Source organism: Bacillus sp. AFS023182 (assembly GCF_002560575.1).
GTDB lineage: Bacteria > Bacillota > Bacilli > Bacillales > Bacillaceae_G > Bacillus_A > Bacillus_A arachidis.
The window spans coordinates 64,082-89,484 of record NZ_NTRO01000007.1; the positions used below are offsets into that span (position 1 = coordinate 64,082).

Consider the following 25,403-nt stretch of genomic DNA (forward strand, 5'->3'; position numbering starts at 1 on the left):
TCATATATTCTTAAATTAAGTAATATTCAAATAATTCACGAGAAATGAGAGAGTCACATGCTTCTTCAAGGAACACATCGAATTGGTCGTATGGCTATGTTGTTGGCACTTGCGGATGAGAATGAAAGCCCTGTATTATCGACTCCGAAAGGTTGGAAATATTGTACTGGGAAAGTCGGTTCTATGAATTCGCAAAAAGTTGTCGCAGCAATGGAAACAGCGGCTAAGAGCAACCAAGTTATTGAAACAGACGTTTACAGAGAAACGCATGCACTTTATCATGCAATCATGGAAGCGTTGTACGGGGTAACGAGAGGTCAAATTCAGTTAGCAGACGTTCTTCGTACAGTAGGTCTTCGGTTTGCAATCGTGCGCGGCACACCATACGACGGAAAAAAAGAAGGCGAATGGCTTGCTGTTGCACTTTATGGAACGATAGGTGCGCCTGTAAAAGGATCTGAGCATGAGGCGATTGGTTTAGGAATTAATCACATATGATTTGCCCATAGTCTATTAGTTAGAAGGGGGCCTTGCTTTTTAGGACAGAAGTCTGTCTTGAAAAGGTAAGGTCCCCTTTTGCTCTTTTTAAGGAGGAAAAAGGATGATTACATTAACAGGACATTCATTGACAGTAGAAGAAATGAAGCGCTTGCTGCTTGAAGGAGAAGGAGTAACACCTTGTCCAAATAGCATGCAAAAAGTAGCGGAGTGCCGCGAAGTTGTTGAAAAAATTGTAGAAGGGGGAAAAGTTGTTTACGGTATTACAACTGGGTTTGGAAAATTTAGTGATGTATTTATTCAAAAAGATGATGTAAAAGCACTTCAACATAACTTAATTCAATCACATGCATGTGGAGTTGGCGATCCATTCCCTGAAGAAGTGTCACGCGGAATGTTGATTTTACGAGCTAATACGATGTTAAAAGGGGTATCGGGTGTTCGCCCTCTTGTTGTGAATATGTTGCTAGAGTTTGTAAACCGTAAAATTCATCCGGTTATCCCGCAGCAAGGATCACTTGGAGCGAGCGGTGATTTAGCGCCACTATCTCATCTTGCTCTTGTTCTATTAGGGGAAGGAGAAGTGTTCTATAAGGGGAAACGCGTTCATGCAATGGTAGCTCTTACAGAAGAAGGTTTAGAGCCAATTGAATTAGAAGCGAAAGAAGGGCTTGCATTAATCAATGGTACGCAAGCAATGACAGCACAAGGAATTCTTTCTTATATAGAAGCTGAGGCGATTGCTTATCAATCAGAATTAATTGCTTCCATGACAATTGAAGGATTGCGTGGCATTATCGATGCATTTGATGAAAATGTGCATAAAGCACGTGGCTATAAAGAACAAGTGGAAGTTGCGAAGCGTTTTCGCGACGTACTTCATGACAGTAAACTAATAACAAAGCAAGGAGAACTGCGTGTACAAGATGCATACTCACTTCGCTGCATTCCGCAGGTGCACGGTGCTTCTTGGCAAGTTTTAAATTATGTGAAAGAAAAATTAGAAATTGAAATGAACGCAGCAACAGATAACCCACTGATTTTTGATGGTGGAGAAAAAGTAATTTCTGGCGGGAACTTCCATGGTCAGCCAATTGCATTTGCAATGGACTTTTTGAAGGTTGGAATGGCGGAACTGGCGAATATTTCTGAGCGCCGTATTGAGCGTCTTGTGAACCCACAATTAAATGATTTACCACCATTTTTAAGTCCAGAGCCAGGGCTTCAGTCTGGTGCAATGATTATGCAATACGCAGCAGCTTCACTTGTTTCAGAAAATAAAACGCTAGCTCATCCAGCGAGTGTGGACTCAATTCCATCATCAGCTAACCAAGAAGATCATGTAAGTATGGGAACAATTGCTTCACGTCATGCACATCAAATTATTCAAAACGTAAGACGTGTCCTTGCAATTGAAATGATCTGCGCAATGCAAGCTGCGGAATACCGTGGTACCCAAGAGATGAGTACAGTAACGAAAGCGTTTTATCACCAAGGACGTCAGCAAGTACCGTCAATTACAAATGATCGTGTTTTCTCAACAGATATTGAAAATCTTGCACATTGGTTAAAAACAAGTCGCTTTACATTAGAACGATTGGATGTAAATGCAACACTATAAAAAGGGAAAAGGGAGAGGTTAAAATGGAAAATGTAAAACAAACAATTCGTGCACCAAGAGGAACAGAACTACAAACTAAGGGTTGGGTTCAAGAGGCAGCTCTTCGTATGTTGATGAATAATTTAGATCCAGAAGTAGCTGAGAAACCAGAAGAGTTAGTTGTTTACGGTGGTATCGGTCGTGCAGCTCGTAACTGGGATAGCTATCATGCAATTGTGGATTCGTTAAAAACATTAGAAAGTGATGAAACATTACTTGTTCAATCTGGTAAACCAGTTGCTATTTTTAAATCGCATGAAGATGCACCACGCATTCTTTTAGCAAATTCGAACTTAGTACCGAAATGGGCAAATTGGGAGCACTTCCGTGAACTAGAACAAAAAGGTCTTATGATGTATGGACAAATGACAGCTGGCAGCTGGATTTATATTGGTACACAAGGGATTTTACAAGGAACATACGAAACGTTTGGAGAAGCAGCGCGCCAACACTTTGGCGGTTCACTAAAAGGCACGCTAACACTCACTGCTGGTTTAGGCGGTATGGGTGGAGCGCAACCTCTTGCTGTTACGATGAACGGTGGGGTAGTTATTGCGATTGATGTAGATAAGCGTAGCATCGATCGCCGTATTGAAAAAAGGTATTGTGATATGTACACAGAATCTTTAGAAGAGGCGCTGGCTGTTGCGAAAGAATATAAAGAAAAGAAAGAGCCAATTTCAATTGGACTATTAGGAAATGCTGCAGAAATTTTACCAGAACTTGTGAAACGTGATATTACACCAGACCTAGTGACAGATCAAACGTCTGCACATGATCCATTAAATGGATATGTTCCAGTGGGTTATTCATTAGAAGAAGCGGCAAAACTTCGTGAAGAAGATCCAGAACGCTACGTACAATTATCAAAAGAAAGCATGAAAAAACATGTAGAAGCAATGCTTGAAATGCAGAAAAAAGGTGCAATTACATTTGATTATGGTAATAACATTCGCCAAGTTGCTTTCGATGAAGGGTTAAAAAATGCATTTGATTTCCCAGGGTTCGTCCCAGCGTTTATTCGTCCATTATTCTGTGAAGGAAAAGGACCATTCCGCTGGGTAGCACTTTCTGGTGACCCAGAAGATATTTATAAAACAGATGAAGTTATTTTACGTGAGTTTGCGGATAACGAGCATTTATGTAACTGGATCCGTATGGCACGTCAGCAAGTTGAGTTCCAAGGACTTCCATCACGTATTTGTTGGCTTGGATACGGGGAACGTGCAAAATTTGGACGTATCATCAATGAAATGGTTGCAAATGGTGAATTATCCGCACCAATCGTGATCGGCCGTGATCATTTAGATTGCGGATCTGTAGCTTCACCAAATCGTGAAACAGAAGCGATGAAAGACGGCAGTGATGCAGTGGCAGACTGGCCAATTTTAAATGCATTAATTAACAGTGTTAACGGTGCAAGCTGGGTATCTGTACACCATGGTGGTGGCGTTGGTATGGGATATTCACTTCACGCTGGAATGGTTATTGTTGCAGATGGAACAGAAGCAGCAGCAAAACGCATTGAGCGCGTATTAACTTCTGATCCAGGTATGGGTGTTGTTCGTCACGTTGACGCAGGATATGACTTAGCTGTTGAAACAGCGAAAGAAAAAGGCGTTAACATTCCAATGATGAAATAAGGAGGAAGAAACATGCTGGACATTTTACTAACAAATATTGGCCAATTGCTAACAATGGATCAAGAAGATGGCTTGTTAAGACGGGAAGCGATGAACACGCTTCCTGTTATCGAAAATGGTGCAGTTGGTATTGAAGATGGTGTGATTACTTTCGTTGGAACAGCGGAAGAGGCAAAAGGTTTACAGGTAAAAGAAATCATCGATTGCGAAGGGAAAATGGTTTCTCCAGGGCTTGTTGATCCTCATACACACCTTGTATTCGGCGGATCTCGTGAAAATGAAATTGCTCTTAAGTTACAGGGAGTACCGTACTTAGAAATTTTAGAAAAGGGCGGCGGAATTCTTTCGACTGTGAATGCAACGAAGCAAGCATCGAAAGAAGAACTTGTGAAGAAGGCGAAATTCCATTTAGATCGTATGTTATCGTTCGGCGTTACAACAGTGGAGGCAAAGAGCGGGTATGGATTAGATGCTGAAACAGAGTGGAAGCAATTGGAGGCTGCGGCACAGTTGCAAAAAGAGCATCCAATTGATTTAGTATCAACATTTCTAGGAGCACATGCTGTTCCGAAAGAATACAAAGGAAGATCAAAAGAGTTTTTACAGTGGATGCTAGATTTATTACCAGAGATGAAAGAGAAGCAATTAGCGGAGTTCGTTGATATTTTCTGTGAAACAGGGGTATTCTCTGTGGAAGAATCGAAAGAGTTCTTATTAAAGGCGAAAGAACTTGGCTTTGATGTGAAGATTCATGCAGATGAAATTGATCCACTTGGCGGTGCGGAAGCGGCAGCTGAAATTGGTGCGGCATCAGCAGACCATTTAGTTGGAGCATCGGATAAAGGTATTGAAATGCTTGCTAATTCAAATACAGTTGCAACGTTACTTCCAGGAACAACTTTCTACTTAAATAAAGAAAGTTTTGCACGAGGACGTAAAATGATTGACGAAGGTGTAGCGGTTGCTTTAGCGACAGATTTCAACCCGGGTAGCTGCCCGACTGAAAACATCCAGCTTATTATGAGCATTGCAATGTTAAAACTGAAAATGACACCAGAAGAAGTTTGGAATGCTGTAACAGTTAACTCAGCATATGCGATTAATCGCGGAGATGTTGCTGGGAAAATTCGTGTCGGACGTAAGGCAGACCTAGTTTTATGGGATGCATATAATTATGCGTATGTACCGTATCATTATGGTGTGAGTCATGTAAATACAGTATGGAAGAATGGTAATCTTGCATATACAAGAGGTGACAAAGCGTGGAGCAAGGCCACTATTTAAAGAAGAATGCAAAGTTTATAGATCGTGAAGTAACGAAATGGAGCGATATGATTAAAGTGTGGGATGGAGAAGAAATCTTTGGAGCGGCTTTAATTGGTGCGCCGCTCTCTAAACCTTCTATTAGTCATTCAGGTGCATGTTTTGCACCGAAAACCATTCGTGCAATGCTAGATGCATATAGCACATATGCGATTACAGAAGAGCATGATATGAAGGAAAGCGTCTTGTATGATTGTGGTGATATTACCATGCATGTTACAGACATAAAAGAAAGTCACGCTCGTATTGCTAAGACGCTGAGTCATTTGACGAAAGTGAATCCACAAATGGTACCAATCGTTCTTGGAGGAGATCATTCTATTAGCTTTCCTAGTATAAGTGGTTTTGCAAGTAGTAAAGGGAAAATTGGTATTATTCAATTTGATGCGCATCATGATTTGCGTAATTTAGAAGATGGTGGTCCGTCTAATGGGACACCATTCCGTAGCTTGTTGGAAAATGATGTGATTACAGGGAAGCAGCTTGTTCAAATTGGTATTCGTAATTTCTCAAATGCTCGTACGTACCATGAGTATGCAAAAGAGCATGGTGTGACGGTGTATACAATGAAACATGTCCGTGAGAGAGCAATCAAGGATATCATTTCAGAAAGCATTGAAACCTTACGTAGACAAGGGGTTACAGCTATATATGTCTCTGTGGATATGGATGTACTAGATCAGGCATTTGCACCAGGATGTCCGGCAATCGGCCCAGGTGGGATGGATAGTACGACGTTACTTGATGCGATTACGGCACTTGGGCAAGAACCACTTGTCCAAGGTATGGATATTGTAGAAATCGATCCAACGCTCGATTTTCGTGATATGACAAGTCGTGTGGCTGCTCAGGTTATTATGAGTTTTCTGTTAGCAAGAGAAACAATTAGTAAGCAGGTTAGTATATAAGAAAAAAGAGGTCTCTTCTTATTTGAAGAGGCTTTTTTGTATGGCCCAATATACGAATATTGTGTGATAAGAGCGTATAAATTGACGTACTAGTTTGTGAGAAATTATGATGCGGTTATAGATAATTTCCATCGTTTCAATGAAATGTAAGTGGAATTTTTAATTAAGGGGGAAGAAAGATGCCAAATTCAAATAATAAAGTAGCCAGTATCTATGAAGGCACGAATATAAACAATTGGGGATCATTTCAAAACGTGGAAGAAACAAAGTTATTTGATCCGATTCAAATTGGAGCTTGGTCTCTTCGTAATCGTGTGGCAATGGCTCCGATGACGCGTTGTTTCGCAAATGATGAAACAGGAGTAGTCGGAGCTGATGTAGCCGAGTATTATCGAAAGCGTGCGGCAGATGGTGTTGGTCTCATTATTACAGAAGGAATAGTAATTAGTCCAAGAGCGAAGGGGAATCCAGGTGTCCCAGGTATTTATACCGGGGAGCAAATTGAATCTTGGAAGTCAGTAACAGATGCAGTACATAAAGAAGGTGGAACAATTATTGCGCAAATATGGCATGTAGGACGTATGAGCCATCATGAACTAACAGGTGGATTCTTACCACAAGCACCTTCAGCTATTGCGGCACAAGGAAATGTCCCGCGTTTTCGGAAGCCTTTTGATACGCCAGAAGCGATGACGATAGAGGAAATTCAAGAGACTATCGAACAGTATGCACAAGCTGCTAGGAATGCGATAGAAGCAGGCTTCGATGGGGTAGAAATTCATGGGGCACATGGATATTTAATTGATCAATTTGCTTATGAGTTTGCGAATCATCGAAATGATCAATACGGCGGAGACTTAAAACAAAGGTTAACGTTTATGAAAGAAGTATTACAAGCTGTTATAAGTGCGATTGGTACAGATAAAACGCTTATTCGTTTTTCGGCATTTAAAGGTGATAACCCTGGTTATATGTGGAAAGATCCTGAAGCAGCAATAAAAACTTTCATAGAGATGTTCTGTGAAGTAGGATTAACGATGATTCATCCTTCTACAATGAATTATACGCAAGTTATAGCTGACGGAAAAAACTTACATCAATTAGTTCGTAAATATTGGGAGGGTATAATTGTAGGAGTTGGGAATTTAAATCCAAAAGAGGCAGAAGAAGCACTACAAGAAGGTACAATTGATGTAGCAGCATTTGGTAGACCATTGATTTCTAATCCGGATTTTGTTCATCGTGTTAAACGAGGGGAAAGCTTAGGGGAATACGATGCAAAGCAGCATCTTGCTACATTAATCTGAATAATAATAAAAGAAGAGCACATAAGGTGTTCTTCTTTTATTATGTAAGCAATAAATATAAGAGAATAACATGATAGGGAGAAGAGAAAATGAATGAAACGCTACTTGTTATTATTCGGCACCGGGGAGATGGGTAATCGAATATCTACAGTTGTTCCTTTATTCAATTTACTTGAGATTTGAAGTTTACCGTGATGCTCATCGATAATTTTATAACACATCATTAAACCCAGTCCGGTGCCTTTTTCTTTTAGACTATAGAAAGGCTCACCTAAACGAGAAATACGATCCTGCGGAATACCACAGCCCTCATCTAAAATACGTATTAAAATGAAATTATCTTTTAATGATTTCGTTTTAATAAAGATATTTCCACCATCTGGCATAGCTTCAATGGCGTTTTTTAAAATATTAATAAAGACTTGTTTTAACTGATTAGCATCACATTGGATTTCGGGCAGAGCAGAAGAATGATCCATAATAATATGTACATTATGCATAACCGCAGTAGGTAAAATGAAGGTTACAACTTCTTCGATTACTGTTTGGATTTGACAAGAATGGATAGATAAAACTTGTGGTTTAGACATCGCCATAAATTGACTTGTAATGGATTCAATTTGTGAAATTTCACTTAGCATAACATCTATATACCACTTGTTTTTTTCACTAATATCAGGCCGTAATAATGTTAAGAATCCCTTTAAAGCTGTTAATGGGTTACGTATTTCATGAGCTATTCCTGCCGTTAGCTGTCCGACTACCGCTAATTTTTCAGATTTTCGTAGTAATTTCTCTGTTTCTTTTAATTCAGTAACATCCCTGCCCATAACAATGAGTCCTTTTCGGGATCCGTCAGGGTGAAAGAGTGGAACTTTTGAAAGGTCCAAAATCATATTGGATGTACCCTTATGAAAAACCAATTCTTCACCATGAATAATTTGTTTTTTTTGCCATGCAAGTTCATCAATTTCTTCGCAATGTAAAAATGCTTCGCGGTACGCTTCGTTATATTGAACGAGTTCACTATCTTTTTTTCCATGATAAGGAACGTTGTGAAAATCAAAGCAAGAAAGTGCGTAATCGTTTGCTTCAAGCCAGCGTCCTTCATGATCTTTAAAGATGACAAAGGCTGGCATTGAATCCATTAATGTGCGCAATCGTTTTTCGCTCTCTTTTAACATTTTTTCAATTCGTTCAGATTTTTCGAGAGGTTTCATAATTGCATATACACCCGAGAGGTGATTTTGAATAAAAATAGGGACTAATTTTGTAACTACATCTATTTGATATCCATCTTTATGGCGGATAGAAAGTATGTATTCTTCTTGATTATCAGCTGTAGTATTCTTTATATGTTGTAGTACTTGATCAGAAATATGTGCTTCTATAATAGACGTAATTGTTTTTCTTCCTAATTCCTCTGAAGTATATCCTAATATTTTTTCCGCAGAGGGATTAATATGTAATATGATTCCTTGTAAGTTCAGTGAAATAATACTATCAGGATTATGCTCAAAAAGAGATGCATACATTTCTGTTAAAGTACAATTTTGTATATGACTTTGTAAACGGCGAGGCACAGCCGAATGACGATTTTTTTGAATAGATGAAAACTTTTTCCGACTCATAACTTTTCCTCCATGCAACTAGCATCTAAAACAGATTCAATAACCTATTATAAATATAATATATGAAAAATGTTATATATTTCTATAAAAAATAAAGTTACAGAATTGAATGTTTTTTCGCTCTTTTTAATCGGTGCTTGTTAAAATACCCTCTTCATTATAAAACAAACAATATGTATATAGCTGATTAGTAAATCTTATCGTGTTTTATAAAATATAAATAAGTTATTTTTTAAGCAGTATACTATAAAATAAAAATATAAAGGGGGGGAGATATATGGTAAGTTACATTCAAGGAATCGATCATGTACAAGTAGCAGCACCTGTAGGATGTGAAGAAGAGGCAAGAGAATTTTATGGACATAAAATAGGTTTAGAAGAAATTCCAAAACCTGAAGAATTAAGAAAACGTGGCGGTTGTTGGTTTCGTTGTGGAAATCAAGAAATTCATATAGGAGTTGAACAAACCTTTTCTCCTGCTAAAAAAGCACATCCAGCTTTTTATGTTCATAGAATTGAAGAATTTAAACAAAAATTAATCGAGCAAGGGGTTCAAGTTATAGATGATCATGCTCGACCAGATGTAATTAGATTTTATGTTTCAGATCCATTTGGAAATAGAGTAGAATTTATGGAGAATAAATAAAAAAACTAGGTGGAATTCTACCTAGTTTTTTAACCTTTTCTAAATAAACCTAATACTTCAACCGTCTCTGTAATATTTACGAATGCTTGCGGATCAATTTCAGAAATGGCTAGTTTCATATCAGCAAGCTCTTCACGCGAAACAACCGTCATAAGTACACGTTTTTTTTCACTTGAATAAGCTCCTTCACCATCAAGAAGTGTAATTCCACGTACCACAGTTGAAAGAAGTCTCTTTTTCATTTCTTCAGCTTGGTTTGTTACGATCATAAGTGTAACTTTACGATGTTTTGTATGGACAGCATCGATTACTTTACCTGTTACATAGATTGAAAGTAAACTCGTTAATGCTACATCCCAGTCAAAGAAAAATCCAGCAATTACAATAACAACTGTATTCAAAATAATGAGAAAACCACCGAGTTTAATATCCCTTTTGCGAGATAATAGCATGCCGATAATATCGAATCCACCGGTGGAACCATGACAATTAAAGACAAGACCAACTCCTGCACCGGCAATTACGCCTCCAAATACGGAAGAAAGAAGTGGGTCTTTTGCGACGATTTGTACTGGAATCCAGTATAATGCTACAGATAATACTATAACAGAGACAACGGTATTAAAAATCACTTTTTTTCCAAGGCCTATGTATCCTAAAATAAGAATTGGTAAGTTTAATACAAAGTTAATAATTCCTGTATTTACAGGGGTTACAATTCCTAAGATAATAGCAATTCCACCAATTCCACTACTTAATATTTTGTGGGGGATGAGGAAAAGATTAAAGGCAACTGCAATAATGATAGAACCAATGATAACTCCAAGAAATCTGACCATCTTTTTCCCGTCCTTCACTAAAAAAATCATATTATTTCAAGATTATATATGAAATTGAAAGCCTTTTGGGAAAACAGTTTATTTAGGGAAATTAGATTAATCAAAAAAGTTTGAATGGTTAGTATTGTTGGATAGGAGAGTGTAAATAAATGGAAATAAAAAGATACCAACAGAAAAGTCCTTTGAAACAGGAGTGTGAGGATACACTTTTTTGTAATGAAGATATGCTAGTTTATGGTGTGTGTGATGGAGCAACACCGCTTGTACCATTTCAAGATGAAACGGGGCATAACGGAGCATATCTTGCCTCACATTTATTTGCAAGTCATTTTACATCGCTAAAAGAAGTGACTAGTTTACAAGAGGAAATTGTAAATGCAAACGAAGCGTTACAAGAAAAAATGATAGATTATAGGATTGATACGACGAAGAAACATCATTTATGGTGTACATGTATTGCTGTAGTTCGTATAAAAGATGAAATTATTCAATATGCTCAACTTGGTGACTGTATGATTGTTGCTACATTTCATGATGGAACCATAAAGGTGTTAACAAAGGATACAGTAAAAGGGATTAGTGCACGAGCGAAAAGAAAGCGTGAAGAAGATAGGAACAAAGGACGTTCTGTACCGGAAGAACATATATTTAATGACGTGAGACAGCAATTAAAATATAATCGTTATCTTGCTAATATGCCAAATGGATATGCAGTAGCAAATGGAATGCCAGAAGCAATTGAATGGATTCAACAAGGAATATTGTCACGAGGAGAAGTAAAAGATATATTTATTTGTTCTGATGGACTATTTCATGCTGATTGGTCACTGGAACAAACAGTACAATATATCAAAAACTATGGTATACCGGCATATGTTTCAATAATTGAAGAGCTAGAACAAGAGAAACGAATTCGTCCGGATGATAAAACTGCTATTATGATTCATTTGTAAAGGGAAGGGATATAGATGAAAATTCAAAGACCGAAATTCTCTTTTCGAGATAAGCTTAATCCATTGCAATGTGTAACAAAAATCATTATCCATCATACAGCTGAAGATGGATGGGATGTGTATAAAACACATGAATTCCATCAAAAGGTAAGAGGGTGGAGCGGTATTGGATATAATTATTTTATTGAAGAAGAGGGGACTGTGTTTGAAGGTAGGGGATTATATGTTGGAGCCCATGCAAAAGGATATAATAGTGAAACGATAGGGATTTGTATGACAGGTAATTTTGATAAATATGATCCAACAATAGCACAAATAGATTCTTTACATTCGTTATGTAGAGACTTAATGGAACGATTCTCTATATGTGAAGCACACATACTTGGTCATCGTGAATTAGAAGGTGTTACAAAAACTTGTCCAGGAATACGCTTTTCTATGGTAGAGTTAAGGAAAACCTTATCTCAAAAATAGAGGAGAAGATAATTCATGATGAATGTAAAAATACCAAATGAAAAGAAAGAGGAGCTTGTAGAGCAAATTCAGCAGTTTTTTGAAGAAGAGGACTTAGATACAATTGGACGTTTCCAAGCAGAGCGTTTAATAGAAGAGATGATAAAATTACTTGGACCGTATGTATATAATCAAGCGATTGGAGATGCGAGAAAATTAGTTACAGATAAATTGTCGAACATAGAAGAGGATTTATATGTATTAGAAAAACAGAATGGTAAATAAAAAGAGCTTATAAAAGGCTTTTTTTATTTATGTTCATCTACTTTTTCTGTTACGGTACCGATAGTATGCTTCACAATTTGTATGGAATGTACAAGAGAAGAAATATTGAAAGGTAAATATTTTTTCATTTATCATTCCCCAACAGAAAACTCCCACCTCAAGGAATGGGTAGGACATGGTCTAATGAGTAGGTGGGAGATGAATGGTGGTTAGGTAAAGGCCTAACATTCCTTCTTGCGGAAGAGTCAGTATGAGGTATCGGGATCCGTTCGTTCCTATAGAAGGGAGATGATGCAGGAAGAAGCATTTTTACATATAAGGAATTGTTCCATCATAAAAGTCTTTCCATATGTATACATTTTTGAAGGGTGGTAGAGGAATTTCGACAAAAAAGAAGAAATGATACGAGAGAAGTATTTTTGAATATATTCCGATATCGTTCTCATACATATCGTAAAAAAAGCATGTAGAAAAACTAAAATAGAAAGTGAGGTGGAAAGTGGTGCTCGTCCATAAAGCGTATAAGTTCCGGATCTACCACATGCCCATCAACCTAACAAGAATAAACTACCCCAAAACGAAAAAAACGGGCTGAATTCTCATAAATAACTATAAATAATAATTTTTTTTGTTTTAGGGGCAATTTAAAATACTAGCTTGATGACAATGGGGTATTAAAATCTCTTAAGTTGATGGGCATGGGCTGTACCCCTATGTAATAGAAATTACCTAAATTTACATTTAAATTAAAATCTTGCTATATCCTCTTACATATTTTTTAGCAAAGATGACATACTATGTATATGATGCTATTACATTAATAGCTTAAATAATTGTTCATTCAATCGGCAGATAATCCATTTGTTTATCTGTCAAACTCTCTCATACGCTTTTTATTTTCAAAAAAATTTAGTGTTTGGAGGTATAAAAATGAATTTTCAACATTCTAAAAAAGAAAAGAGTAAAAACTCAAAAAGCTTAAGATCTGAAACTACAAAAACTGGACTTCAACCAGTTGAACAAGCCATGAATGGTTTGTACGGAATGCCTGAAACTGATATAGAAAACAAAGAACACCAAAAAACGGAGATTTAAAAAAATAATTAGTATTTAGATACTACTTTTATTTTATATATATATTTTATTTCTAATAAAAAACCAAGGGAAATTAATTTTCCTTGGTTTTTTAATTTTATAATATTATCAAGCACCTACTTTTGTTCTTTCTTTTTCTCTCCAAAGTTTACCTGGCCAAAATGCTAATCGTCCTAGAACCACTGTAATGGCAGGGACAAGAAGTGGTCTTACAATAAATGTATCTAATAGTACTCCAATTGCTGTAACAATACCAAATTGAACAAGTACTTGGATTGGTAGTGAAGCTAAAACAGCAAACGTTCCTGCTAAGATTAAACCAGCAGACGTAATAACACTACCTGTTTGAACCACCCCGTTTTTGACTGCTTCAAGGTGTGGCTGGCTACTTTTGTTTTTCCATATTTCAGAAACCATAAATATGTTATAGTCCTCTCCTAATGCTACCAAGAACACAAATGCATATAGAGGAATCGCCCCTTGTATTGCAGGCGCATCCATACCATAGTGAAGTAGTAACCATCCTGCCCCTAATGCAGAGAAGAATGATAATATCACTGTTACAATTAAGTAGATCATCGCCACAACAGAACGTAAATATACAAGTAATAATAATGCGATAATACCAATCATAACAGGAATAATCACATTTTGATCACGTTCAGTTGTCTGTTTCGTATCGTATAATGTAGCCGTTTCTCCTCCAATCCATATGTGATTATTAGCATCACTTATTTCAGCACTTTTCATTACCTGTTCTAAACTTTTTCTTAACTCAGGGATTTTATTCATCCCCTCAATAGAATACGGATTATCTTTTATTGAAACTTCAAACAATTGTAATTGATTATTCAGTTTTCCTTTTACTGGTTCTGTTACTTGATCTACAAAAGAAATTTTTGTTAATTCTTCTTTGACAGATACATCTTTTCCTTTTGTATCAACAACAATTTGTACAGGTGCTAACTCACCAGGTGAAAAATGATTAGAGATTAAATCAAATCCTTCACGTGAAGGCATATTTTTTGGAAATGATTCTAATAAATCATACGTAAATTGGACACGTGGAACAAATGAAGCCAACCCACCTAATAAGAATAGTGTTAACAGGATAATTGTCCATGGTTTACGAATAACAAGATCTCCAAGTTTTTTACTTAAGAACCCATTCAACTCCTTTAACTTAATTGTTTTCTTTTTTTTCTTAGCATATTCTTCATTTATTTCTATTGTTTTTGGAATGAATGGGAAAAATGCTACTCTCCCCAAAATAGCTAGTAATGCGGGTAAAAGCGTCAATGAGGCAACCCCCATTAGGAATACAGCAACACTAAATGGTACTGCAAATCTATGGAAAGAACCAATATGAGCAAGTAAAAGAGTACCTAATCCAACTACTACTGTAAGAGCACTCATGATAATTGCCCCACCCGATTCTTTGATAGCAAGTTGCAGAGCTTTAAATTTATTTTGTTCTACTAATAAAAACTCTCTATATCTTGAAATAAGAAATAAACAATAATCGGTACCAGCTCCAAACAAAAGTACAGTCATAATTGAAATTCCTTGTGCATCAGCAATAATCAATCCTTTATCTGCTAAAAATCCTAAAGTTGGACTAATTACCCCGTAAGCAAACCCAACTACAATTAAAGGTAAGATTGCTAAAAGTGGTGAGCGATACAGAAGAATAAGTAAAACTAAAACAAGTAGTACTGTTGCAATAAGTAATTTTACATCAGCCTGACTGAATAAGCTTACTGCATCAGTCTGAATACCAACTGGTCCTGATAGACGAACATGCAGACCAGAATCAGAAATTTTTCTTTTAAAAGGATCATCTGCCAAAGTATCCTTTATAATACGCTGCAATTCATTCATATTCTCTTGAAGAATATCTGTCCCTGCTGTTGTGTTAAAAAATACAGGAGTTACTAGAGACGTACCATCTTCTGAAACACTCTTTGCTAATGTTTGCTGTGGTATTGTATCAAATGGCGGTAACATTGATTGACCTTTTAATGGTGTTTTCTTTAGCTGTTTGTAAGTATCTTGAATTGTCTTAAAGTCATTCGCTTCTAAACCCTTGTCTCTATGCCAAACGATAAGCGCGGGGTTTCCAGCATCATTAGGAAACTCCTGTTTAATTAAACGATTAGCTTGTTGTGACATAGTGTTTTCAGGAAGGTTTGGAGCCGTCTCATCTTCAACTTTATTAACTGCTGGCCATGTAAATGATAAAACCAGGGTTAATAAGACCCATACTAAAAGAGTAATCCACCTTGCTTTTGGTCCCCCAACCAATTGTCCCCAAGTATATAGAGGATGCTTTTTCATAAATATCCACCTTTCTAACTAAACTTTTGCAGTAATTATATATACTAGTCAGTTAATTAATCAAGAACTATTATATGAATATGCTATAATGTTTTTAACTCTGAAAAGTCAGGAGCGAATAGAATTGGAACACAAACAGCGTCCCTTGGGAAGACCACGTCAAAATAAAAATACTATATCTACAAAAGATAAAATTGTAAACATTGCTACAAAATTATTTTTAAATAAAGGATATCAAATTGTTTCTATGGATGATGTTGCTAAAGAATGTGATGTAACAAAGGCAACTGTTTACTATTATTATGCTACTAAGGCTGATCTTTTTACTGATACAATGGTTCAAATGATGGTTCGAATTAGAGAAAACATGTATAGGATTCTTTCATCAAATAAGCCTCTTAAAGAGCGCTTACTTGATGTTGCAAAAATTCATTTAACCGCTACAATGGACATTGATATAAAAAGCTTTATGAGGGATGCAAAGATTTCCTTGTCTGATAAGCACTTAAAACAAATGCAAGATGCAGAAGATAAAATGTATGAAGTATTGGCACAAACTATAGATAAAGCGATACAAGAAGGGGAAATCCCTAAAAGGCACACGCTTTTAAGTGCTCACGCCTTTGTCGCTTTGCTATACGTTGGAGACTACAAAGATGTTGATCAAAATCCCCTTATCCCTGATATAGAAGATTTAGCACAACAAATTGTTGATTTTTATTGGAACGGACTAAGTAAGTCATTATGATTGCTTCTTAATTATTTTTTCTACAATACTCTCTTTTTAATTGATCACAATTCATTTCGATAAACTTTTAATTAATTCCTCCATTAGGTTTAATCAATTCGGATTAGGTTCATACTAACTTTTGTTTAAATATATGAGAAATGGAGCTGGATTAAATATGGAATTTGAAGGTAGAAACTCTACAGAATCTGCACTTCATCATTATAAGTATGGTTTGGGTTTATTTACTGAGAAAATGCCTAAGCTAGCTGAACAATTTAATTCTTTTACAGAGGAATGCTTTAAAGAAGGCACCTTATCCAAAAAGCAAAAACAGCTAATTGCTTTAGGTATTAGCCTTTATTCTCAGGATGAATATTGTATCATTTATCACATTAAAGGGTGTCTAGATCAAGGAGCTTCAGAACAGGAGATCTTTGAGGCAGTGGGAGTGACAGCTGCATTTGGTGGTGGTGCTACTATAAGTCAGGCAGTTACTCTTGTACAAGAATGTATGCAAGAGTTAAAGCAGTAATAAGAATATCATCATGGATTGGGGAATAAATTTCTCGAGTTTATGTGTTACTCTTCTTACACAATAAATAAAAACAAAAAACTTGAGCGTGTGCTAATTCTACTCAAGTTTTTTGTTTTCTCTGTTAGGAATATTAGGTGCGATCTTTTGTCGTTTGGATTATGTGTTGTGAAAATAAATTCTTTTTGCAATAACCGTTGTATAATTCCTGTCACTGTTGGTCTGGCCGAAATATTTACATTCTAAATTCTTAATTTTAAATTTAATATTTGAAAATGTTGTTTCTCCTTATTCATTATAATACCTATAAATGTGTATTATATCATTAAGTACATTAATTCCTGAATCTCTAATTTTTTTATGCACGTATACATTCTATGTGAAATATTCTAATTTTGCATTGGGAAAGAACTTCTCCATATAAGAATATAGATAATTTTTTATATCTTCTTCTTCTTCTTTTTGATAAATATATTTTCCAATTCCGTATTTTCCCCATTTATATCTTCTTTTTTCTTCATCTAATTCCAATTTTGTCATTGGGTAATTTTTTTCAATCACTCTCTTAGCGGGCTTTGTAAAACGATGTTGAATAAATTCAAACGTGATATCATCACGTGCATCAGGGGGTAATTCAGCATTAAGACGCTCAAACATCTGATAGTATCCATCTTTCCAGCCTTCATGAAGATAAATAGGAGCAACAATAAATCCGAGGGGATATCCTGATCTTGCTACCTTTCCAGCTGCCTCAATCCTTTTAGCTAGTGGCGAAGTTCCTGGCTCAAAATTTTTAATAACATAATCAGCGTTTACACTAAACCGAAATCTTGTTTTTCCATTATGCTTTGCATCAAGTAAATGATCTACATGATGAAATTTTGTAACAAACCTCAATTTTCCATACTCGGATTCTCCAAAATGCTCAATTGCGCGTTTGAGGGTATGAGTCAAATGATCAATTCCCACAATATCGGATGTACAGGAGGCTTCAAACCTTGTCAGTTCAGGTGCACGTGCCTCTATATATTTGTCAGCAGCTTCTAGAATTTCGTCTACATTTACATAGGTACGGATATATGGCTTACTTCCCATTGTTGTTTGTAAATAGCAATAATGACAATGGCCCATACAGCCTGTTGCAAACGGAATAGCATACTCTGCTGAAGGCTTTGAGGTATCAAATTTTAGTGTTTTTCTAACGCCCACGACAAGAGTAGATTTTGCTACCCGATACTTTTGAAAATCGTTTTCTCCTGGGAGATCTCTCACTTGATTATGAGAAGTAGTATGCCGAATCTCTACATCCATCTTTGCAAATTTTTCATGAAGCTCTCTCCCTAATGGATAATCCAGTGCTTTGGGTTCAAAGTATACAAGTTTAGGCATAAATGGATTATTCATTCTAGCCTCCCCACTGAAGCATCCCCATAATAGTAGTTGTAAGCTTGGTTTGCCTCTTCTTCTGTAGAATAAACAGCCATTTCAAGTGAAAGTGGATAATAAGTTTCATAAAGAAACAATGCTAATTCATTAGGAGTATTAGGGTTATTTACAGCAGCTGCGGCTTGTATATTTGCTACATCCTGAGTGTGGGGATTGCGATAAAAAACATAGACAATATCTCCAGCATGATAAGTTTTGCTTTCGTTAGATAATTCCATTCCATCACCTTTTCTTTTTATAAAATTTACTACATAAAGTTATTCATTAATAAAATTTTCCCTTTAGGATTTAGAATTATGTCATCTTTATTATGGAAAATTAGGTTCTGGTGCAAAGATAAAACAAAAGAGAATATAGCGCTTATATTTCTAGCGGAATTGTATTTTATGCTGTTAGGGGTCACCATACATGCCCATCAATTTAAGAATTCAGAATTAACCTAAAACGAAAAAATGAGCTTTTTGTTACAAGTTAACACAAAATTTCGTTCTGGGGGTACTATAAAATTTTAGCTTACTAGCGATGGGGCATCGCCAGCATTTCGGAAAAAAACATGCTAAGCAAAAAAAATAAGCCATCCATATGGATAGCTCATTTACATAATTTCCGAAAGCGGAAATTAAAAGTTTTTAGTTTCTTGCTCACTTAAAGCACCCGTTACTTTAAGTGTATTTCTTTACAATCTTATTTTTAAAATTAGAAAAAGATTTTACTCTTTTTTAAAAATAAAGCCAGTAGTTAATCAACGAGGGTTCAATCTCAATATTTTCTTGATTTAATGATAATAGAAGATGGTCTCCGTTTTTCATTTATTAATTCTGGCATTTTTTCTAATCCTGTTGGAGTTGACTCTGGCTCAATAATTTTCTCAATTACAAGACCGTTGTCTATAAGAGTATTAATTAATGTTGAAATTGTTCTGTGATATTTAACAACACCATCTATCCACCAATGTTCCTCCCTTTTTCCTTCTTCTTGGTAATTATCTAATGCCCAATGCAATCTGTTTCCATTATTATCCTTAAACCAATTATTCATTTCCTTTCGAGCTGTTACTATTGGATGTTCTGTTGAAAAGATAAACTCACCATCATTTTTTAGCAGACCTCTTATTTTCTTAATTAGATGTGAGTAATCTTCAATGTAATGTATAACTAAAGAACTTGTTATTAAGTCGAATTTTTGATTTGGCAAATTAAGTTCTTCTATTGGTACACACATATAATCTATTTTTTCGTTTTTGTTATACATTTCAGCTTGTTCAATCATATTTCTTGAGATGTCCACTCCTATAACTTTCGAGGCACCATTTTCTACACAGTACATAGAAAAATGACCAGTTCCACATCCCAAATCTAATACAAACTTATCTGTAAGATTAGCAATTATAGATTTAATTGCTGGCTGTTCAACAAAATCATTAAAGGTAAATCCAGTTTTACGTAATGACTTATACTTTTTAAAGAAAAACGAATTATCATAAATGTTTTTGTTTCATTTTTTGTTTATAGAACCAATAGCTGAAGGTTTTACGCATGGTGTGGGTACCAATGGATTCTACACCAGCAAAATCTCCAGCTTTTTGCAATTGTCGGTACGCTTGGATTTTGCTATAAGGATGCTGACGTATTTTCGTCAACTAAAAATTTTATAGAGCCCGCCAGAACGAAAGTTTTATGTTAACTTGCAACAAAGAAGCACATTTTTTCTTTTTGGGATTGATCTGTTTTCTTAAGTTGATGGGCATGGGGTACCGCCACATCGCCATCAAGTTAAAATTTTTTAATGCCCCAAAACGAAAATTTTGTGTCTTTTGTAGCAACGAAGTTCATTTTTATCGTTTTGGGGGCAACCCGTTCTATTAGGTTGATCGGCATTGGGCGTTTCGAATGCTTAAGTTGCCGGGCATGGAGTGGGACTCCTATTAGCAACAATACTTAGGGAAACAGCCCTTTTAAAATATGTTTTTTCTCCATTAATTTAAAGATTATAATAATCCTTTAGGATTTCTTATTGTTGTAAAGAGCGAACGTGACTTCTGCTTCACAAACAACTTCTCCATCTACCGTGGCAACAGCATTTGCTTTTGCAATCAAACCACGAATCCTTGTCATTTCTACTTCTAAACGCAATTGATCTCCAGGATGAACTTGTTTCTTGAAACGACAACGATCAATGCCAGCAAATAATCCAATTTTCCCTCGATTTTCATCTTTCATTAACATAATAACTGCACTTACTTGTGCCAGCGCTTCTACAATTAGAACACCTGGAATTACTGGATATTCTGGAAAGTGACCATTAAAGCACTCTTCATTAGCAGTAACATTTTTAATTCCAACTGCGCGTTTTCCCTCCTCTATTTCAAGAATACGATCAACTAATAAAAACGGATAACGATGTGGAATAATTTCTTTAATTTGTTGAGTATTGAACATGAATCCCTCTCCCTTTTTATATTTTCACAAGCGGATATTTAATTACCAGTATTTTCATTTTAAATTATTGACATGTATTAGTATCTGATACTAATATTAGATTATAATACTAAGTATAATTATAGTAAAGGGGGAGAAACAAATGATGTCAAAAGCAAGAATTACAGCTATTGGTACCTATGTACCTGAAAAGAAATTAACAAATTTTGAGCTTGAGCAAATGGTTGAAACAAATAATGATTGGATTATTCAAAGAACAGGAATTCATGAACGTAGAATAACTCGTTCTGATGAATTTACCAGTGATTTATGTGTATCTGCTGTAAAAGATTTAATGCACAGATATAATAAAAAAGTCGAAGATGTAGATATGATTATTGTGGCAACTAGCACACCAGATTTTCCATTCCCATCTGTTTCCAGTATAATACAGGATCAATTAAATATACCCCAAACAGGCGCTATAGATTTAAGTGCAGCGTGTGCAGGATTTGTTTACGCATTGCATACAGCAAACAGTTTAATTTCTTCTGGACTACACAAAAAGGTATTAGTTATTGGAGCAGACACAATCTCAAAAATTACGGATTATACCGATAGAAGTACATGTATTCTATTTGGTGATGGTGCTGGTGCAGTATTAGTTGAAAGGGATGAACAATCAAACCGTTTCATTGGATTTCATCTAGGGAGTGATGGAAGAGGAGCACAACATGTATATCGTTCTGGACTATCCAAAAAGGTCAATGATATTGAGTTAATCGATACTCAATGCCTTGTACAAAATGGTAGAGAAGTTTTTCGATGGGTTGTAAGAAATATTCCAGATAGTATACGAAAGATTTTAGAAAAAACGCAAACGAGTTTAGATCAAGTTGATTGGTTTATACCCCATAGTGCTAACTTAAGATTGATAGAACCAATTTGCGAAAAATTAGAATACCCATTGGAAAAAACCCTTTATAGCTTAGTCAATTATGGAAATACCTCTGCTGCTACAATTCCTTTAGCTCTTGATCTTGGAATCCGTGAAGGAAAAGTCAAAAATGGAGACCGAGTTCTTATGTACGGTTTTGGAAGTGGTTTAGTTCACGCAGGACAACTTTTAGAAATAAATTTTGACCAACTAATTAATGCTCCAACCCCGTTGTAATAAATTTTTGCATAATGATTAACAAAGAAATGAATTTGATTTTAAGAACTGGTTGCCAATTGACAACTCAGTATTTCTTATCTTCAATTATCGGGCGCGATAGTTGAAGATTACGTTTTTTGGTAAACCAAAAGTTTGAAGGTGCGAACTAGGGATTATTTATATAATGTGAGAAAGGCTGTGAAGTTATTTGAGAGGTTATAAAGCAATGCTATTTGATTTAGATGATACCTTACTTAATAGGGATAAAGCAGTAGATAAAATGTTTTTAATGATTTTAGAAAAGTGTTATGAGGATATTAAATTTTCAGAAAAAGATGAAATGTTACAAAAATTTAAAGAATATGATAAAAGAAGCTATGGCTATAGTGATAAAACAAAAGTTTTGGAATCATTTTTTGATGAATTCCCACCAAAATATAGATTGCCACGCAATTACATTCAAGATTTTTGGAATAATAATTTTCCTAATTGTTTTTCTATAAACCAACATACTATTAATATCTTAAATACTATAAAGATGCAAGTTAAAGTTGCAATTATAACAAACGGCACAACTCAGAGACAAAAAGCAAAAATAATTAACACGAATTTAAATAATTGTTTTGATATAATAATTATTTCTGAAGAAGTGGGACTTAGTAAACCTGACAAACGCATATTTGAATTAGCATTAAATAAGCTTAATGTGTCACCCGAAGCCGCATTATTCGTTGGAGATGACATAGAAAAGGATATTAGTGGTTGTCAAAATGCAAATATAAAGGGTATATGGTTCAATCCTCATATGATCAAGAATGATACCGAAATAAAACCATATGCCGAAATCAATTCTTTTAATAGATTATTAAGTTGTTTTACTCCATAATATTTTTATAATGAGTAAAAACAATAATAATGATTATCGACAAGAAGAAGAAAAGATAGAACTTAATAATATTGAAAAGATGTTTAATGACTAAATCGTTGTTGGACTAACGAGAGCTTTAGTTTAAATAGGGGTCCCACCCCATGCCCATCAAGCTAAGATTTTGAGACACCCCCATAACGAAAATTTTTACTTTTTACAGTTATTCATGAGAATTCGGCTCATTTCTTTCGTTTTGGGGAACGATCAATTTCTTAAGTTGATGGCGATGTTGCCGTAACCCTAAATCTATATAATATAGATTGAATTTTTTAAAAATATAGTTAAAATACAAAGGAATAGTCATTGTTATATATAAATATAATAATATATGATAGTACATGTTTGTAGCACTTCAGGAGGCTGATAGTTGGTAAAAATCAGTGTGCGTAAAATTATGGAACGGGCTATAGGGCCCCAATCTGAAACTATAGAAAAAGATTTGATGAATTATTCCTCCGTTACAAAAAAACAGTATTTTAGAATGCACAAGGCGATTGGCTTTGTACAACTAATGAGGGAGGTACTACGGGGTCTCTCGTTCTTCTATGGATAAGGGATCCCTTTTTATTTTACTGGGAGGTAAACGATATGAATAAACCTATTGTATTAACAGGAATTAAACCGACAGGTCATCCTCACCTTGGAAACTATATTGGAGCGATTAAACCAGCATTAGAAATGGCAAAGAATTCAAATGTACAGGGAATGTATTTTATAGCAGACTACCATGCATTAAATGCTATTCAGAATGCAGAACATTTCAGGAATTTTACATATGAAATTGCAGCTGCGTGGTTGGCTCTTGGGCTAGATTCTGAAAATGTAATTTTTTATCGCCAATCCGACATACCAGAGATTTTGGAGCTGCATTGGATTTTATCTTGCCTAACACCAAAAGGATTAATGAATCGTGCCCATGCCTATAAAGGTAAGATTGATAAAAATCGAGATGAGGGCATAGATATTGATCATGGAATTAACATGGGATTGTATACATACCCCATCCTTATGGCTTCTGATATATTACTGTTTCAATCTAATTTTGTCCCTGTAGGAAAAGATCAAATTCAACATGTAGAAATAGCAAGAGATATAGCCTCATACTTTAATAATACATATGGAGAAACATTCTCTCTTCCAGAATATATAATACAGGAAAATACAGAAATGCTTCCTGGCCTAGATGGTAGGAAGATGAGTAAAAGTTATGGAAATGTGATTCCATTATTTGAAGACCCATCAAAACTGAAAAAACTCATATTTAAAATTAAGACAGATTCTACACTACCAACAGAACCCAAAGATCATACTACTTCATCGTTATTTACATTATACAAAGAGTTTGCCACATCAGAAGAAATAGAAAAAATGAAAGAGCACTATCAAACTGGCATAGGGTGGGGACAGGTTAAACAAGAGGTGTTTGATGTAGTGAATCGGGAGCTGGAACAGCCACGTAAGAAGTATCATATGTACATGGAGAATCCAGATCTTTTGCAAAGTATTTTACACAAAGGGGCAAGTCGCGCTAGAGAAAAAGCTACAATACAATTGCAACAAATAAAAAGTCGCATAGGATGTTGAAAATGGAAAGTTCTCAAAATTAAAATTAATATACAAAGATAATTCCTCTCAAAAGGATTTGAGCCAATACATAAAACCCACAGGGACAATTGCAATGTCCCTGTAGGTTTATAATAATTTTGAAATACTAAATAAGTAATATGGCTGAACTACGAAAATAGTATAGGTAAATAGCAATACTATTTATTAAAGGTTGTTATTATTGTTAACATATTTTAAGTTATGATCATCTTAACTTAATAGCCGTTACTCCAGTAATTACGAAATCTGCACAGATAGCATTATTATGTTTACTCAGGATGCAAAAGAACACTTAAAATTAGTGCTGTTGGTTTGAAATAAAGTTTGATCAAAAATAGATTGCAAATCCTTATTTAATGAAAATCAAAATGGTTTCTTTTCTTTTTGGATATAATTTTCGTTTTATAAAAAAGTTTGATTAAAACTCATTTAGAATTCCTACATTGAAAGAGATAAAATATCACCAATTTTGTATGAACATCGTGATTTTATTTGAAATATAGTGTCTTTTTTATAAATATTCCAACAGTATTTCAATTCTATAATTTGTATGATAATAAAGTTTCTTTTAGATTCATTAGTCCGTTATTGTTTTAATTAGTCTCCTGTTTTAAAGGTCTAAATGCAAATGCCCCTGAAATGATTTGTAAAACCACTGGAAGGAATAAAATAAATAAACCTAAAAACAATGAAATTACACTTAATACAATCATGCAAATACCATAAGTTTTATTATTTATTTTATTAACACAACAAGCTAATACTAATAGGCCTATTTGAATAATTAAGGCGATGCTAGAAGTAATGATAATATATAACCCATTCCTAAACCTACGGGGAATGGGTTTGCTTGTGTCTAAACGTACAAATTTCTTTTTTTAATATAGTGAGGCCCAATATGTAATATTGCATATTAATTATGTATATTTTTTATGTTATATTATCTTATTACCATATGTTTAGTGGTATTTAATTTCGAAAGGGGAAATATTATGTTACCAAATACCGTTC

Annotated in this window: 23 protein-coding genes and 3 pseudogenes; 16 read left to right on the plus strand and 10 right to left on the minus strand. The window is 35.1% G+C overall.

All coding sequences use genetic code 11. From position 1 onward, the window contains the following. The first annotated feature begins 57 nt into the window (after positions 1 to 57). The 6 genes from hutP (at position 58) to CN288_RS05170 (ending at position 7,339) form a co-directional block, all read left to right on the plus strand. The gene (hutP, locus tag CN288_RS05145; protein WP_098301862.1) at positions 58 to 498 is read left to right on the plus strand and encodes a hut operon transcriptional regulator HutP; all 441 of its coding nucleotides are present in this window, start codon (positions 58 to 60) and stop codon (positions 496 to 498) included. 103 nt (positions 499 to 601) lie between these two features. Then, on the plus strand, positions 602 to 2,119 hold the full coding sequence (hutH, locus tag CN288_RS05150) for a histidine ammonia-lyase (protein WP_090686911.1): 1,518 nt from the start codon (positions 602 to 604) through the stop codon (positions 2,117 to 2,119). A gap of 23 nt (positions 2,120 to 2,142) precedes the next feature. Continuing rightward, positions 2,143 to 3,801 (plus strand): urocanate hydratase, encoded by a 1,659-nt coding sequence (gene hutU / locus CN288_RS05155; protein ID WP_098301863.1) that lies wholly within the window; start codon positions 2,143 to 2,145, stop codon positions 3,799 to 3,801. 12 nt (positions 3,802 to 3,813) lie between these two features. Further along, the gene (gene hutI, locus CN288_RS05160; protein WP_026592685.1) at positions 3,814 to 5,085 is read left to right on the plus strand and encodes an imidazolonepropionase; all 1,272 of its coding nucleotides are present in this window, start codon (positions 3,814 to 3,816) and stop codon (positions 5,083 to 5,085) included. Next, entirely contained in the window at positions 5,064 to 6,032 is a 969-nt protein-coding gene (hutG, locus tag CN288_RS05165; protein WP_026592686.1) for a formimidoylglutamase, read from the plus strand. Before hutI ends, hutG begins: the two co-directional genes overlap by 22 nt. A gap of 179 nt (positions 6,033 to 6,211) precedes the next feature. Beyond that, positions 6,212 to 7,339: an alkene reductase gene (locus CN288_RS05170; RefSeq protein ID WP_098301864.1), complete on the plus strand. Its 1,128-nt coding sequence runs from the start codon at positions 6,212 to 6,214 to the stop codon at positions 7,337 to 7,339. Between the two features lie 101 nt (positions 7,340 to 7,440). Here the strand turns inward: CN288_RS05170 and CN288_RS05175 are convergent, their stop codons facing one another. Continuing rightward, positions 7,441 to 8,970, minus strand: coding sequence for a BA3702 family sensor histidine kinase (locus tag CN288_RS05175; RefSeq protein ID WP_098301865.1), 1,530 nt, complete (start codon positions 8,968 to 8,970; stop codon positions 7,441 to 7,443). 277 nt (positions 8,971 to 9,247) lie between these two features. On the opposite strand from CN288_RS05175, the gene CN288_RS05180 reads away from it, so the two are divergent. Then, a complete protein-coding gene (locus CN288_RS05180) occupies positions 9,248 to 9,616 on the plus strand; it encodes a VOC family protein (RefSeq protein WP_026592689.1) in 369 nt (122 codons plus the stop codon). A gap of 29 nt (positions 9,617 to 9,645) precedes the next feature. On the opposite strand, the gene CN288_RS05185 is transcribed toward CN288_RS05180, so the two are convergent. Further along, positions 9,646 to 10,485, minus strand: a complete 840-nt coding sequence (locus CN288_RS05185; RefSeq protein WP_139265429.1) for a YitT family protein — start codon at positions 10,483 to 10,485, stop codon at positions 9,646 to 9,648. Between the two features lie 119 nt (positions 10,486 to 10,604). Here CN288_RS05185 and CN288_RS05190 point away from each other — a divergent pair, with 119 nt between their 5' ends. The 4 genes from CN288_RS05190 (at position 10,605) to CN288_RS05205 (ending at position 13,241) form a co-directional block, all read left to right on the plus strand. Then, complete coding sequence (locus CN288_RS05190) at positions 10,605 to 11,408, plus strand: protein phosphatase 2C domain-containing protein (RefSeq protein ID WP_098301866.1); 804 nt, start codon at positions 10,605 to 10,607, stop codon at positions 11,406 to 11,408. 15 nt (positions 11,409 to 11,423) lie between these two features. Then, positions 11,424 to 11,882, plus strand: a complete 459-nt coding sequence (locus tag CN288_RS05195) for a peptidoglycan recognition protein family protein (RefSeq protein ID WP_098301867.1) — start codon at positions 11,424 to 11,426, stop codon at positions 11,880 to 11,882. A 15-nt stretch (positions 11,883 to 11,897) separates the two neighbouring features. After that, entirely contained in the window at positions 11,898 to 12,146 is a 249-nt protein-coding gene (locus CN288_RS05200; RefSeq protein ID WP_026592693.1) for a DUF2164 domain-containing protein, read from the plus strand. A gap of 930 nt (positions 12,147 to 13,076) precedes the next feature. Next, positions 13,077 to 13,241, plus strand: coding sequence for a DUF4021 domain-containing protein (locus tag CN288_RS05205; protein ID WP_081811062.1), 165 nt, complete (start codon positions 13,077 to 13,079; stop codon positions 13,239 to 13,241). A 108-nt stretch (positions 13,242 to 13,349) separates the two neighbouring features. On the opposite strand, the gene CN288_RS05210 is transcribed toward CN288_RS05205, so the two are convergent. Then, a complete protein-coding gene (locus CN288_RS05210; protein WP_098301868.1) occupies positions 13,350 to 15,578 on the minus strand; it encodes an MMPL family transporter in 2,229 nt (742 codons plus the stop codon). Between the two features lie 124 nt (positions 15,579 to 15,702). Between CN288_RS05210 and CN288_RS05215 the strand changes: the two genes are divergently transcribed. Then, entirely contained in the window at positions 15,703 to 16,326 is a 624-nt protein-coding gene (locus CN288_RS05215; protein ID WP_026592695.1) for a TetR/AcrR family transcriptional regulator, read from the plus strand. Between the two features lie 157 nt (positions 16,327 to 16,483). Further along, positions 16,484 to 16,840, plus strand: coding sequence for a carboxymuconolactone decarboxylase family protein (locus tag CN288_RS05220; RefSeq protein ID WP_026592696.1), 357 nt, complete (start codon positions 16,484 to 16,486; stop codon positions 16,838 to 16,840). Positions 16,841 to 16,944: 104 nt separating this feature from the next. Here the strand turns inward: CN288_RS05220 and CN288_RS05225 are convergent. The 6 genes and pseudogenes from CN288_RS05225 to fabZ all read right to left on the minus strand — a co-directional run. Continuing rightward, positions 16,945 to 17,073 (minus strand): annotated as a pseudogene (locus CN288_RS05225) (MarR family transcriptional regulator); the annotation flags it as partial. Between the two features lie 142 nt (positions 17,074 to 17,215). After that, the gene (splB, locus tag CN288_RS05230; protein ID WP_026592697.1) at positions 17,216 to 18,244 is read right to left on the minus strand and encodes a spore photoproduct lyase; all 1,029 of its coding nucleotides are present in this window, start codon (positions 18,242 to 18,244) and stop codon (positions 17,216 to 17,218) included. After that, the gene (locus CN288_RS05235) at positions 18,241 to 18,504 is read right to left on the minus strand and encodes a transcriptional regulator SplA domain-containing protein (protein WP_098301869.1); all 264 of its coding nucleotides are present in this window, start codon (positions 18,502 to 18,504) and stop codon (positions 18,241 to 18,243) included. The genes splB and CN288_RS05235 overlap by 4 nt, the downstream gene beginning before the upstream one ends. Before the next feature lie 541 nt (positions 18,505 to 19,045). Next, on the minus strand, positions 19,046 to 19,771 hold the full coding sequence (locus CN288_RS05240) for a class I SAM-dependent methyltransferase (protein WP_098301870.1): 726 nt from the start codon (positions 19,769 to 19,771) through the stop codon (positions 19,046 to 19,048). 16 nt (positions 19,772 to 19,787) lie between these two features. Then, a pseudogene (locus CN288_RS05245) lies at positions 19,788 to 19,904 on the minus strand (tyrosine-type recombinase/integrase); the annotation flags it as partial. Between the two features lie 382 nt (positions 19,905 to 20,286). Next, positions 20,287 to 20,724 (minus strand): 3-hydroxyacyl-ACP dehydratase FabZ, encoded by a 438-nt coding sequence (gene fabZ, locus CN288_RS05255; protein WP_026593430.1) that lies wholly within the window; start codon positions 20,722 to 20,724, stop codon positions 20,287 to 20,289. Positions 20,725 to 20,866: 142 nt separating this feature from the next. On the opposite strand from fabZ, the gene CN288_RS05260 reads away from it, so the two are divergent. From CN288_RS05260 to CN288_RS05275, 3 genes are all read left to right on the plus strand, one after another. Further along, the gene (locus CN288_RS05260; protein ID WP_026593429.1) at positions 20,867 to 21,877 is read left to right on the plus strand and encodes a ketoacyl-ACP synthase III; all 1,011 of its coding nucleotides are present in this window, start codon (positions 20,867 to 20,869) and stop codon (positions 21,875 to 21,877) included. 208 nt (positions 21,878 to 22,085) lie between these two features. Beyond that, entirely contained in the window at positions 22,086 to 22,745 is a 660-nt protein-coding gene (locus CN288_RS05265) for an HAD family hydrolase (protein ID WP_098301872.1), read from the plus strand. Positions 22,746 to 23,375: 630 nt separating this feature from the next. Next, positions 23,376 to 24,371: a tryptophan--tRNA ligase gene (locus CN288_RS05275; protein ID WP_098301873.1), complete on the plus strand. Its 996-nt coding sequence runs from the start codon at positions 23,376 to 23,378 to the stop codon at positions 24,369 to 24,371. A 614-nt stretch (positions 24,372 to 24,985) separates the two neighbouring features. Here the strand turns inward: CN288_RS05275 and CN288_RS29435 are convergent. Beyond that, positions 24,986 to 25,207: pseudogene (locus tag CN288_RS29435) on the minus strand (hypothetical protein); the annotation flags it as partial. Positions 25,208 to 25,403: the final 196 nt, after the last annotated feature.